We start from the raw sequence: 13946 nt of genomic DNA on the forward strand, positions 1-13946 counted from the left end.
GCGTTTAGATGTGGCCTGATTTTTTCAGGCACTTATGAGTATCTGTAACCAGCAAAAGCACCTTTTGGCTCCGTTGAAAAACTGACAACGGTTTTCCAAATTGCCGGCGATTACCCGTTTCGATGCCATAAATTGCTATGCGAAGCGATAAATCGTAATTTAACGCGCACACCAACCCTGCCCAACCACGTTTTAGCCTACGCCATCTCAACGCACGTCGCCTATTCCCTTCTGCTACAATCCCTATTTTTTCTTATAAAAACCGTTCTCAGGCGGTCTATGTTGTACAAAAAGCAGATGGTTTTCAGAATTCTCATCCTGACACTGCTCCTCCCACTCTCGGCATTTGCCCAGAACCGCACAGGAGGCAGAGTCAATGATCCCGGCCGGATCAACCCGTTCCAACAATTACAGCAACAGTTTGCAGCGGCATCCAATACAGTTAGTGGTTTGCTTGCCCTGGAAGGCGCGCTCGACCTGGATGCCTATATCGTAGGACCAGGCGATCAGTTTAGTCTAGCAATCGGCGGATCAAGTCCGTTGCAACTCATGTCTCCTGTTTCAGCTGAAGGCCGGCTTCAGTTATTCGACGCCGGGAGCATCGCCGCCGCTGGCAAGTCGCTGCGCGAAGTTATCGATCTCGCTGAATCGACATTAAAAGCGCAGTATGAGCGCGTAGCAATCAATGTCAGCTTACAGTTGCCACGCAGGTTTTATGTGCATCTTGCCGGCGCCGTACCAGAACCCGGGCGCTACCTCATGCTCCCACTTGCGCGGCTAGACGACGCCGTTCAACAGGCATTTGCTCCACAAGCAGCCGCCCGACCAGACCCGACAGCTGGTGGCGAAGTCAGGATTGTCGGATCAGCAGCATCAGAAGTACCGGCAACGCAATCTGGCTACAATCCATCGATACGTAACATAAAAATCAGCCACCGCGACGGCTCAACCTCCAGCCTCGATCTGTTTCGTTACTACCTTGAAGGCGACCTTACACAGAACCCCTACCTTAAAGATGGTGATGTCATTAGCCTGGGAGCCTACGATGAACGCAATGCAATTTTGGTTACTGGCGGCGTATCAGCTCCGGGTAAAATAGAATACCGCGCCGGCGACACAGTGCTGGACATCATCAACTTTGTTACCAACGAAGCCGACCTGGTCAATCTTGAAAATGTACGATTGACACGGCGAGGCAAAGGAACGGTTGAGGCGCCCATCGACCTCAATCTTGCCGGCTTACTCAACGGCACGGTGGTCGCACCGACCATGATGCCAGGCGACCATATCAATGTGCAGATGCCCGAAATCGCTGAAGCAGCAATTTACGGATTTGTGAACTACCCCGGCACTTTCCCGATCGAAAACGCAAAAACCACACTGCGTGAACTTGTTGCGCTGGCAGGCGGACTGAAGCCTGAGGCGAGCCCCCGGGCTGCATACCTCGAACGCCGGCAATCACAAGCACGGAAACCAGGCAGCGAAACGAGCGACCTGGATTTCTTTGAACGCACCTATTTCCGAAAATCGCTTGCCCAAAACAGTATTTCGATTAACATCGAATCGGCTCTCCAGCCAGACGCAGAAGATGTAATCCTGTATAGCGGAGATGTTGTTGTGTTTCCCAGAGACGAACAGACCATTCACGTTGTAGGCAATGTATTAAAGCCGGGCTACATCCCTTATACCCCTGGCAAGCCCGCATCTTATTACATACAATTGGCAGGCGGTGAAGGCCCACTAACAACAGGCAGTTATGTTTTTGAAGCCGGCAGTGGTAAAGTCTTCACGGATACCAACCACATACTCCGCCCCGGAGACACCGTATTTATCAACCGACAATCTATCGCAGATACACCCGAACTGCAGGCCCTGCTCCTCCAGAACGAAGTTTCTGCCCGGCAAACCCGTATTGCCAGAACACAAACCATCATCACGGGCATCACTGCACTCGTGAGTGTTGTCAACACGTTCTTGCTGATCCGCGACCGGCTAAACAACTAACCAGCGCATCGCAACCATTGTAGCGTATCGGGGAGCCACCATTGAAAGAAGGAATGTCTAAAGAGACCATGCAATCGGCTGAATCTGAAGAAAACGAAAAAGTAATAGCCCGACTTTGGGAATACGCCGGCACGCTGTTCAGGTGGCGGAGAGTTATCCTTGGCGTTACCGGCCTCGTGGCTGTTGTAGCTATTGTGATAAGCTTGTTTATGGCGACCTGGTATGCGGCATCAGCGCGCGTATTATCCCCGGAATCAAGCGGTACCAACCCCTTATCTGCTGCCCTTGCCAGCAACCTGGCGTCGGCTGCATCTGCATTCCTGGGCGGCGGAAACGGCGATTATCTGCGGTACAAAACTATCTTGTCTAGCCGCACGATGTACGAGCGGGTAGTTGATGAATTTGACCTGGTTACGGTATACGAAACACAGGAAAGCCTTTCGCCGCGTGAATCTGCGATACGCATGCTTGCAGAGAACACTGCTTATCCTATTGATGAGGAAGACGAATTTTTATCGATTGTTGTGCTGGATACAGATCCACAACGCGCAGCTGACATGGCGAACTTCATTGTACAGGAGCTCAATGCGCGGAACAGCGAATTGGCTTCGCAGGATGCCGGCAACTATCGCCGATTTGTAGAAAGCAGATACGACGAAACGCTTGTCAAACTGGACTCCCTCAAAGATCAACTCCAGCTTTTTCAGGAAACGAACCAGGTATTTGACCTGGAATCACAGGCCACTGCCTTTTTGGAACAGGTAGCTGATCTCCGCGGGGAGTCATATGTGCTCGAAATTGAGTATGAAACACTGAAACAACAATTTGGCGCCACAAACCCGCGGGTACGCGTTGCACGCCAGGCCATGGAGACTGCAAGACGTAAAGGTGATGAAGTGCTGGCCGGCGGCGGAGAGGTTCTGCCGATTGCGCGCGGAGATTTCCCAGAAGTAATGCGCACCTATGTTGAGCTTGAACAGGAGCTACGCATACAGAAAAGCATTCTGGAAATTATCGCCCCCATGTATGAGCAGGCGCGGTTTCAGGAGGAGCGCAAATTCGAAGCAGTACAAGTGGTCGATAAAGCTGTAGCGCCTACTGACAAAGCAAAACCCAAGCGCAAACTGATTGTCATCGGTGCAACGCTCTCGGGATTGCTACTCAGCATTCTCTTTGTACTCGTGTTGGACTGGTGGCAACGCAAAGGGGGCTACGTCTTGCAACGCATCAGCGATGAAGCCAAGAAGGGCGCATGAACAACGGTGCTTCCATGAACGCATCAGCGCCTTATGCCCCCCACATCATGCGGCTTTGGCGCCTGGGTACCTGGGCACTTGTGCTCGGACTTGTTTTTGGTATTGTGCTCCTGGGCTATCTCACCTGGTCAATCGAAGAATATGTTGGCCTGTTTGCCGTCGTGCCAATTGCACTGTTTGCCGTTCCGTTCTTGCTGAAGCGACCCGATCTTTTTCTCTACACCACGCTGGCAGGATTTGTTGTAATCACCAGCAGGGAGGCCGGTGTGCAGCTTACAGAGGCAATCTATGGGCTGCTGTTTTTAGGCTATCTGGCGTCCTGGTACTTCACAGAGGTTTTCCTTAAAGAAAGCCGGCTCATCTACACAAAAACAGACTGGGCCCTTTTCCTTTTTTTGAGCTATGCCTTTCTCTCAGCCTCTTGGGCAATGCTCTTTGGCGCAAGCCTGTCAGTCATTGTAGGCGAAGTGCTGATTCTGATTATGATGGCGTTTTATTTCCCCATCGCCAGCCTCATTCGCAAACATCCTGACAAGGTAAAATACATACTGCTCATCCTTGCCTGGATCGGTGTGTATGTATCTATTCGCAATATCCTGGAATACAGATCGGACCTGTCAGCAGCAGAAAAACTATACCACGTATTGTCTGGCCGTGTTGCCCTCAATGAAGTACTGCTCATGATGCCGGCACTGGGTGCCCTGACCTTTTTGCTCTATGCAAAGCAGTGGAACCACCGCATCGTGTTGGCCGGCCTCTTTATTCTATTTTTTGCGTGCCTGATCGTAACGCAAAGCCGCGGGTATTGGCTGGCCTTTTTCCTTGGAGCTTTTGCACTGTTTCTCTTGATCGACCTGCGGCGAAAGGTAACCATTATGGTCCTGTTTGCTTCGGGTATTGCCGGCTTTGTGAGTATCGGTTTTCTGATATTTCCAGCCTATGCGCCGCTTGTATTAAAAGGCATGATCGAACGCTTTACCTCCCTGGGTACAGCAATTACGTCAGACCTTTCATTAGTCAACCGTTTTTATGAATCAATGGCCGTCTGGGAGTATATCAAAGCCAATCCAATTCTAGGCTACGGCATTGGCACCCCCTACGAGTATTTCAACATTATCAGCGATCACAACCGGGTATGGGCATTTATCCATAACGGCTATCTGGGCATGTGGTACAAATACGGTATCATTGGCCTCTCACTGTTGCTCTTCTTCTGGTTCAGTAGCATCTGGCATGGCATCAAACTGTTTCGCACACGCGATCTACCCATATTTTACCGCGTCACAGCCCTGGCGTGTGCGGTTTGCCTGATTGGAGAAACCCTGGTGGCCAACACCTCAACCCCTTTCCAAAGCGAAGACCCCACGCTGATGATCACGATGATGGCCGCCATCATCCTAGGTCTCCGTATGGCAACCAGTACAACAACCGCTGCTAAACCCGCGGCCTGACATGGCGAAAAGCCTGATAAAAAACATATCCTGGCTTGGCTTTGGCAGTGCAATTGTGCGTCCGATCTGGTTCGTTTTCATCACCTATGTCGTGTACGACACCATCGGCACCAGCCAGTACGGACTCATCACGGCAGCGTTGTCCCTCATGGCAATTCTGATTGGCATCGCAAGTATCGGCACCTCGCAGTTGACCATTCGGGAAGTGGCGCGCGACAACTCACAGGCCGACCAATATCTCACGAATTTACTACCTGTAAGGCTCTTGCTGGGTATCCTCTGCCTCACCCTGGGGCTCGCAATCAGCCAGTGGCTTACAGACCAGAAAGCATTATCCGCTGCAGTCAGGCAAGAATACATGCTGGCATATGCTTTTGCAGGATGTTATGCGCTCGCGCTCAACCTTACCGAATTCTGTAGAAGTTTTTACCGTGCCCACGAAACGCTGCGGGATGAAGCTATATCGATCATTATTGAAAAGGTGCTTACGGTCAGCCTCGGTACATTTGTGCTCTTGCGTTGGCCATCCGCAGCCGGCGCACTTGCGGGAATAGCCACCGGCATGGGCATTACCCTCTTGCTCAACCTTGCCTGGGTCAGCTACAAATTTGCGCAATTCAAGCTAAGATGGCTGGATCGCACCTTTATTCAAAATGGTATCAAACGGGCACTGCCACTGGGACTCGTGAGCATCTTTGTCCTGATTTATTTCAGAACAGACAGCGTGATGCTGCAATCTATCCAGGGCGACGAAGCCACAGGACAATACGGGATTGCGTTCCGGGTACTTGAAGCGCTGTTGCTCTTCCCCGGAATAATCGTTGCTGTTTTACTGCCCCGCCTTTCTACCCTGTTTGCCGGCGAGGTTGGCGCAGAATTTAACCGCTTACTCAACAAGAGCATCTGGATACTTGTCGGCTTTGGCCTCACTGCAGCCCTTACCTTGAGCGTTCTGGCACCATTCATTGTGGGCATTCTCGAAAAGGGGCCGGCGGCAATACCAGCAACCAAAGCACTACGCATTCTAGTATGGACCTTCCCTTTTGCCAGCGTGAACTACCTTTATAGCACTGCGTTAACCGCTGCTGACGATCAAAACGTATTGGCGTGGATACTCGGTATTGCCGTACTATTCAATATATCGCTCAATGCTGTGCTCATTCCCACGCACTCCCTGTATGGAGCCAGCTTTGCAACCCTGCTTACGCAATTGTTTGTGATGCTGGCCATGATCATCAGATATCGCCGGCGACATGCCAGCAACGATTAAGCTAACCCTGACTTCAGGCAATGACTGACAAGCTCTCAGCTACTTCCCCAAAGAAAAACATCTGGCGTTCCATCCGCGGCCGTGCAATCAACTGGTATGTTGATACATACAACGCAATCCGCAGCGGCCATACCAATACAGGTACAGCTTCTGGCATCAGTGCATTTGAAGAAATCCAGCAGCATGCCCGCAAGCGGTCAGACATCAACGAACATCTGGCCATGCTTTTTGCTGAGACAATCCGCATGCGCCCCAAACTCATTGTGGAGATGGGCGTGCGCGGTGGAGAAAGCACCTTTGCTTTTGAGCGTGCTGCCCAATTCTCCGACGCAACCTTGCTGAGCATCGACATTGATGACTGCGAAAGTGCCTCTTCGTATCCCCACTGGCATTTTCTCCAGGCAGACGACATTGCCTTCTCCAAAGAATTCCCTGCGTGGTGCAAAAATCAGGGCATCGAGCCGAAGGTTGAGGTGATGTTTATCGACACCAGCCATTTCTACGACCACACCGTTCAGGAAATTGAACATTGGTTTCCTTACCTCGCCGATCATGCAATCGTCTTTTTTCATGACACCAACATGCAGGATATTTACAGGCGTCGAGACGGCTCACTTGGGCGAGGTTGGCAAAACGACCGTGGGGTTATTCGGGCTGTCGAAGACTATTTTAAGAAGTCGTTTGACGAGACCCGTGATTTTGTGCACGTTGAACCCGGCTGGATTATCCGACACTACGCCCACAATAGCGGCATGACCGTGTTAGAACGCATCGCTGAGACGGACACGGCCAAACAGTAAACAACAATCAACTACCAGCACGGCTGCCCGGGTTTCGATGGATGTTTCGGTCATCATTGTTAGCTACAACACCTACACCTTTACACACGAGGCTGTAGCGTCTGCTTTCAGTGCAACCAAAGACCTGGACATCGAAGTCATCGTGGTTGACAACAATTCTCCAGATGAAAGTGCCCCGCGATTAAAGGCAGCTTTTGCTAACCAAAACCTGCGGCTGACCATCATTGAAAACGAGGAAAACGCCGGCTTCTCCGCAGCAAACAACCAGGGAGCAGCGATCGCCAGCGGCCGGCACCTGTTTTTCCTGAACCCCGATACCATTGTGCACGAAGGGGCAATTAATGCCCTCGCCGAGTTCATTGCGCAACACCCAAAAGCCGGTGCGGTAGGACCGCACGTGCTCAATACAGATGGCACCAACCAGGTCAGCGTAGCCTATTTCACAAGCGGATGGCGAATTCTCAAACACCATCTGCCCTTCTTAAACGTGTTTGACGGCTCCGCTGCAGAACGCTACCCGCAAAAGACCAAGCCCGTTGAAGTTGTTAAAGGATGCGCCATCATGATCCACCGCGATACCTTAAAAGCTGTTGGCGGCTGGGATGAACGGTATTTCATGTATTCTGAGGAAACAGAACTCTGCCTCGCCCTGCACAATGCCGGCTACACAAATTACTTTATCAAAGAGGCCTGCATCACGCACCACGGCGGCCAAAGCTCGATGGCCTATTACGCCGAACAACAGGTTGTGCAACAGCGCAGCGCACTCCAGTTTCTTCGCAGGCATCACGGCCTTACAACCCGGATGATACATCGTATAAGTGGACTTATTGGATTTGGCGCGCGCGCCCTTATTTTTCCGATTGCAGCCATCCTGCGTCCTTCGCAGGCCGCGGGCTACAAACTACGCGGTGAAGCAGCCAGCAGGCTATTTCGCTGGTTTCTGATCGAATATGCCTAACTGCTAAATACGCTTAACACCAGTACTCCATGTCCACCAAACCTGTTTTTTATTTCACCCGGATGTTGCCCGCATACCGCATTCCGATTTTGGAGCGGTTGAACGAGCGCCTGGATGGCCGGCTTGTCGTATGTCATGGCCAGCCCCCACAGGGCAATCCGGTACTGATGAAGGACATCGAGAGTACGTTCCAGCGCGAAACCCTCACCAATTACTGGTATAAAGACACCACAGTACATCTGCAATTTTACCGCAAGGTCTTTAAAAAACACGGCCCCCCTTCGGTTGTCCTTGCAGAAGAATCGCCGCGTTCTGTGATGTTACCCGGCCTGCTGCGGCGCGCACGAAAGGTAGGTGCCGGCCGCGTGCTTTGGGGTATTTTCTACTCCGTACACCGCCCATTCTCAGCCAAACATCCGCTTCAACGGTATCGGATTGCAATGGCCAACCGGGTAGAAGCATGCGCCTGTTACGCCAAACAATCCCGCACGTACCTGCAACCACACGTAGCACCAGAGAAACTGTTTGTGGCGCAGAACACCATGGATACCAACACCCTCTTTGCCTTACGCAACACCCTGGAGGCAGAAGGTAAAGCAGCGGTTCGTTTAAGACTTGGGATCCCCGCCGACCACGACGTATTTGTGTTTGTAGCACAACTGGTCGCGCGCAAAGGGACCCGTGAACTCATTGAGATTTTCGAATCCTACCAACGCACCAAACCAGCAACCCTGATTGTAATTGGAGGCGGACCGGAGCGGGAAAACATGGAAACCCTCGTTGCAAAAAAACAATTACAACATGTTCAATTCCTCGGCGCCATATCCGACTTGCATGCTTCAGCACCCTATATTTTTGCAGCAGACATCATGTTACAACCTGGGTATGTAGGACTGGTTGTCAATCATGCGTTTGCGCTTGGTGTGCCCGTCGTAACCCAGGAAGCACCTGGCAACCTGCCATTTCATGGCCCTGAAGTTGAATCTATAGAACATGGCAGCAACGGGATGATCGTTGCACGCAATAACATGGAAGCCATGCAGGCAGCCCTGAAACAAGTAACCCACAACCAGGAGGTGTTTTCACAGGCTGCCACAACGTACGCTGAAACCAAATTGACAATGGACAATCAGGTAGATGGCCTGATAGCCGCCATTGCGCACGCTGAGCAAACGAAGAAGAGCTGATATGCGCATCCTGGTTCACGACTTTGGGGGATATGCGTTTCCTGTGCAACTAAGCGAGGCACTGCATACGCGTGGATATGAGGTCGTTCACATGTACTGTGACTCTCACCAAACCACACCACCCGGCGTAACCGAGGCAGCAAATTCGAATGCCGGATTCAGGATAGAGGCCATCAGTTTGCCCACACCGCTTAACAAATACAACCTCGTAAAGCGATGGCAGCAGGAGCGCCTTTATGGCCGGCTGGCGGCGGCAGCGATTGCATCGCTCCAACCCGATGTGGTGCTCTCAGCCAACACGCCGCTGGATGCACAAATCAAAATTCAACGTACCTGCGCTGCACACAGCATCCCCTTTGTCTTCTGGCTACAAGACCTCATCAGCATCGCTACCAATCAGATTCTAAGCCAAAAAATCCCTGTAGCCGGCCATATGGTGGGCGCACTGTATACTGCGCTCGAAAAGAAACTGCTGCAACGAAGTGACGCGATTGTTGCAATTACTGATGGGTTCTCTAACCAGTTACGGCGTTGGTCTGTTGACATGCAGCGCGTTGTAACCATTCCCAACTGGGCGCCCATCAACCGCATCCCTGTGACAGATAAACGTAATGCCTGGGCACAGGCGCAAAGGCTTGATAATGCTTTTTGCTTCATGTATACCGGTACACTGGGCATGAAACACAATCCGGCATTTTTGCTCGAACTGGCAAAAGCGTTTCGCAACCAGAACGATGTACGCGTTGTGGTTGTATCACAGGGCAAAGGCGCCAGTTGGCTGGCAACAGAGAAGGAAAAACTACATCTCGACAACCTGCTGCTTTATCCCTATCAGCCGGCAGACCAGTTGCCCCAGGTACTGGGTACTGCAGACGTATTAGTGGCGCTCCTCGACGCAAAAGCCGGCGCCTTCTCGGTCCCGTCCAAAGTGCTTACGTATTTGTGCGCGCAACGTCCACTCTTGCTGGCGTTACCAAAAGACAACCAGGCGGCAACCCTGGTTAAAACAATCAATGCCGGCCTCATCACAGGCAGCGAAGACAAGCAGGCATTCATTGCCGGCGCCCAACAACTTTATGCCGACCAGGCGCAACGTAACACCCTGGGCCAGCATGCCCGTGCCCATGCGAAAGAAGCATTCTCTATCGAAAAAATCTGTACTGCATTTGAGGAGGCCCTGAACCACGCCATCAACAAACCGACATCCTGAGGTTAAATCTTTACGCCCCAGAAACTTGCAAGCAGAGCGGGAATAAGCAATAGAGCAACCCGTGCATCATCCCTCCTCCAGGAACCGGATTCCCAGGCACCATGACCCCAAGATCCTGCATAATAGCGGCAGTTGTGTTGCTATTGACGCCGGCACATCTGCTTATTGCACAGGAAACTGCTACAACGCAGCGCGTATCACACGTACCCGCATATCAGGTTATTTTTGACGACTTCCGTTATGCGTCTACCGGTTATCCCGACCCGCCGGGTGATACAAACTTGTTTGGCGAAAATCCCTGGATAGATCGGTCGGGCAGCGCCGGCTTCACGGGTCGCGCCTGGTTTTATTACAACTGGCGCTGGCAGGAAAATGAAGGACGCATCCACCCCGATGGCACCATTGAAGTCAATCCCGTCTGGCCTTATAGTGTAAAGCTCTCCGCCATTGACGGCTACACGCGCGACACCTCTGTGCGTAGCAATGTACCCGTCCAAATGGAATCAGGCTTCACATTCGACAAAGGCACGTGGGTCATCAATGTGAAGCTGGCCGATCTCGAAGCCATTCGATACTTCACCCAGGCATTCTGGATCATTTCTCCGGTTGCCACAACGCCGGCATTTGGCGATATCAGGTCCTGGGTAGAATTTAATCACGAGTGGCAAAACTGGTTTTCGGTTAACTATGCGCCACGCACCAACGGATCGATTGACATGTTGACAGACGACATCTGGGCGGCCAACAACGACTGGGTGCGGCGGCAGGGCTATGCAGGCAACGTATTTGAATCAGAAACATTGCCTGCAGCAAACCACCGTACCTACATGGCAAATGGCCTCCGAATGTTTGAACGCGATGCGCTCTCGCTCGATACAGGTGAAACGGCTGGCGGTGTATCGATGCGAAATCCCTTGCAACCAGGCTCTGATGCATTTTCCTGTTATCGATCTACCAAGGGCATTGTTACCCACATCGATGACCCGGCCATTTGCATGGGGGCACTACAAAAAGACCTCAATGGTGACGCCACACCGTGGGTGCAGTTAATGATCCAGTACGATGGCAAAGAGGTTGTATACAGCGCATTGGCCAACACAGCCGGCGTGGGATACACCCACATGGAATCACGCGCCACCCTAAACCAAACTGGCCTACCGCTCAAGGTTAACCTTGGCATACACACTCCGAACGCAGAGATTGCCCTGCTGCCAGGAGAAGAGAGCACAATGGAAATCGACTGGTTTTACTACAGTCCCAACACAACACTCTCCCCTTTGGATGTTAATGCTGATGTTGCGTCTTTCAGGGAAAATGCATGGGACAGGGTGAATCTGGATGGCTATCCGCTTAACCCGCCCCCTTCTCGACCCTGGCAAATTGGGCAGATCAAAACACCTGACCTAGATGACCCTAACTGGTTGGTGATTCCCACCTTGCGTGAATCCAATGGCGTTCAAATACAGTGGAATTACCGCACCAAATTACTGACAGATACCTTCTTTTCCGAATGGAGTGGCTGGCAAACCGGCGGGTTCACGCTGGATGTGCAACCGCGTCCGGATGAAATTGAGCTGGACGTCCGTGTAATCGACCGGCATGCCACAGATTATGCGGATCGGGTTTTCTGGGCAAACACCTCCTGTACGGCATTTAGCTACGTCACAATGGAACGGAGTGACTGTATTGGGGGGCCACAGGAAGACTCGCCCTATTCATTCGACCAGCGACCGCGCCGACTTCAATTAGAAGCGAATTACCCAAATCCAGTCCAGGATTACACCACCTTCCGTTTTGGCATTCCTGACTCTTCCCGCGTCATGTTACTCATTTTTGACGCCACGGGCCGCGAAGTAGACCGCGTTTTAGATACACAACTCGGCACAGGATACCATACGTTTCGATGGGAGGTACCAGATCTGGCAGCCGGCACCTATTTCTATCACATCATTACAGATGAAGCCTCGCTTACCAGGACGCTCACGCTCTTACCCTGAGCATACCAGTAAGGGAATTACCAGTAAAACAGGTAATTGTGCTGATCGATAGTATGGCTTTTCATCCCTGCACTTTCGATTCTGTCAATGATGGCGTGCGTATCTGCCTCGGTAAAACGGCTGATACAATGGTGGTGAAACTCTATAAAAAGTTGTTTAATACCGGTTAAGTCAGCAGGACCAATATCTTTTAGCAGTCCGTATTCAGCACCTTCGAGGTCTAATTTCAGCAAATCGATATCAGCACGCTCAACCAGTTCGTGGAGGCCTTGAAGGGTTACCGTTTCCACTTCATAACTTTGCGTCTGGTCGCGTTGTATGTTTGCATGGTCATCAAAAAGCGACCCGCTTTCGTTTTGTTCACTCTGGTGAAAGACCAGGGTACCGGCCATGGGTGCCACAGCTTTGTTGATATGGGTAAAGCGGTTGCCACTGGTCTCAGCAAGGCGTTCCAACTGAGGACCGTGCTTTCGGGTCGGATCGACGCCAAATGCGCGGACACCAAATTTCTCGATCAAGTGTATTGCTAGTTCTGCTTCAAACCCGCAGCCAACATCAACAACAATACTGGAAGCATCGAATCTTTCAAAAAAGATGTAGTTAGGTGCAAAAAAAGAAATGCCTTTCATCTGTAGTGCCCGCTTGCGCCTCCAGATACTGGCCCGCTTGTGGACCTTCCGATATAAAGTAGATGGGTTCATTACGTGAGGTCATTCTGTGATATGAAACGAGCTAAAAGAGCTGTCAGCCTAAGATACTAATTTAAGCCATTTCTTTAGCACTTGGTCTGCGCTGTAATCTTGGAGATATCTCTTTCGCGCTGCTTCGGCGTGCGCCTGCCAGGTTTCGTATGATTGATATTGCAACACCGCCTCTGCTATGGCTTTCGGATTTTGAGGCTCAACAACAAACCCTTCTTTTCCATCTTCGATCATACCGATCATACCGCCGACGTTGGATACAACCACAGGGCTACCAGCGCTCATTGCTTCGATTATTGTTAGGGGTTGCCCTTCAACCATATACGAGGGCAATACAAACACATCCGCCTCAAGTTGTAAATCCTTAATTTTATTACGATCCCGAACGACGCCGAGGTGAGTAACAATAGCATCTAATTTATATCGGGCTACTTTCTGCTCAAACGCTAACTTATCTTCCTCAGCCATCCATTGCCCAACAAAGATAACCTCGCAGGCAATGGCCTTCTCCTGGAGCAGACGTACAGATTCCAGTACATCCAGGTAGCCTTTTTCCTGGATCATGTGACTCAAAAAAAGGATTTTGAGCTTGCCTCTAACTCTTTTTCTAGCCAGCTTTTGTCCTACCTCTTCTGCCGAACATACAACAGCTTCATCCAATACATTCGGAACAACCAGTCGCGTTTCTGCAACAACCCAGGGGTGACAATCATCGGCTCGATTTTCATTCAAAAAGACGAGGCCATCTACCCGATTCAGTAAAATCTTGGCGGTTAGCGCCGTTCGCTTGTTGCTGAAGAGTCTGGAAAATCTTCCCCAATGAATAACGCCATAGATTTTACCAGCCCCTTTCAACGCAGGGAGAATTGTCAACAAATCGCGGAAGTGTCCCATCAGTTCAGGAGATGGGGCTGTCCAGATCACAATTGCCCCTGGATTTGCCTTTACAACGAGCTTTAGCCGGCGAGCAGCTTTCCGATAAGCGCCTATTTTCTGCATCATATTCCCACGCCCCTTTACATCCACCACCTTATCTTCCCATTCACGCAGATTAACACGTACCACCTGCATGCTGGAAGCAAGCAACGTTGCCAGTCTCTCTGTAGCAA

11 protein-coding genes are annotated in these 13946 nt (G+C 51.2%); 9 read left to right on the forward strand and 2 right to left on the reverse strand.

All coding sequences use genetic code 11. From position 1 onward, the window contains the following. Positions 1–279 precede the first annotated feature (279 nt). The 9 genes from AAF564_20635 (at position 280) to AAF564_20675 (ending at position 12136) form a co-directional block, all read left to right on the forward strand. The gene (locus tag AAF564_20635; GenBank protein ID MEM8487970.1) at positions 280–2004 is read left to right on the forward strand and encodes an SLBB domain-containing protein; all 1725 of its coding nucleotides are present in this window, start codon (positions 280–282) and stop codon (positions 2002–2004) included. A 53-nt stretch (positions 2005–2057) separates the two neighbouring features. Next, positions 2058–3260 carry a GNVR domain-containing protein gene (locus AAF564_20640; protein ID MEM8487971.1) on the forward strand — a complete coding sequence of 401 codons (1203 nt, stop codon included), beginning with the start codon at positions 2058–2060 and terminating at the stop codon, positions 3258–3260. Continuing rightward, entirely contained in the window at positions 3257–4711 is a 1455-nt protein-coding gene (locus tag AAF564_20645) for an O-antigen ligase family protein (GenBank protein ID MEM8487972.1), read from the forward strand. The genes AAF564_20640 and AAF564_20645 overlap by 4 nt, the downstream gene beginning before the upstream one ends. 1 nt (position 4712) lies before the next feature. Beyond that, positions 4713–5981 carry a flippase gene (locus tag AAF564_20650; GenBank protein ID MEM8487973.1) on the forward strand — a complete coding sequence of 423 codons (1269 nt, stop codon included), beginning with the start codon at positions 4713–4715 and terminating at the stop codon, positions 5979–5981. Between the two features lie 20 nt (positions 5982–6001). After that, positions 6002–6781 carry a class I SAM-dependent methyltransferase gene (locus AAF564_20655; protein ID MEM8487974.1) on the forward strand — a complete coding sequence of 260 codons (780 nt, stop codon included), beginning with the start codon at positions 6002–6004 and terminating at the stop codon, positions 6779–6781. Positions 6782–6818: 37 nt separating this feature from the next. Next, positions 6819–7742: a glycosyltransferase family 2 protein gene (locus AAF564_20660; protein ID MEM8487975.1), complete on the forward strand. Its 924-nt coding sequence runs from the start codon at positions 6819–6821 to the stop codon at positions 7740–7742. Between the two features lie 29 nt (positions 7743–7771). Next, entirely contained in the window at positions 7772–8929 is a 1158-nt protein-coding gene (locus AAF564_20665; GenBank protein ID MEM8487976.1) for a glycosyltransferase, read from the forward strand. 1 nt (position 8930) lies between these two features. Beyond that, positions 8931–10139: a glycosyltransferase family 4 protein gene (locus AAF564_20670; GenBank protein ID MEM8487977.1), complete on the forward strand. Its 1209-nt coding sequence runs from the start codon at positions 8931–8933 to the stop codon at positions 10137–10139. A 101-nt stretch (positions 10140–10240) separates the two neighbouring features. Further along, positions 10241–12136, forward strand: a complete 1896-nt coding sequence (locus AAF564_20675; protein MEM8487978.1) for a T9SS type A sorting domain-containing protein — start codon at positions 10241–10243, stop codon at positions 12134–12136. Between the two features lie 17 nt (positions 12137–12153). Here AAF564_20675 and AAF564_20680 read toward each other — a convergent pair whose 3' ends face one another. Together AAF564_20680 and AAF564_20685 are read right to left on the reverse strand one after the other, a co-directional pair. Beyond that, on the reverse strand, positions 12154–12765 hold the full coding sequence (locus AAF564_20680; protein ID MEM8487979.1) for an FkbM family methyltransferase: 612 nt from the start codon (positions 12763–12765) through the stop codon (positions 12154–12156). 120 nt (positions 12766–12885) lie between these two features. Continuing rightward, positions 12886–13946 (reverse strand): glycosyltransferase family 4 protein (locus AAF564_20685; GenBank protein MEM8487980.1); only part of this gene is annotated, 1061 nt, incomplete at its 5' end.

Source organism: Bacteroidota bacterium, assembly GCA_039111535.1.
Classification (GTDB): domain Bacteria; phylum Bacteroidota; class Rhodothermia; order Rhodothermales; family JAHQVL01; genus JBCCIM01.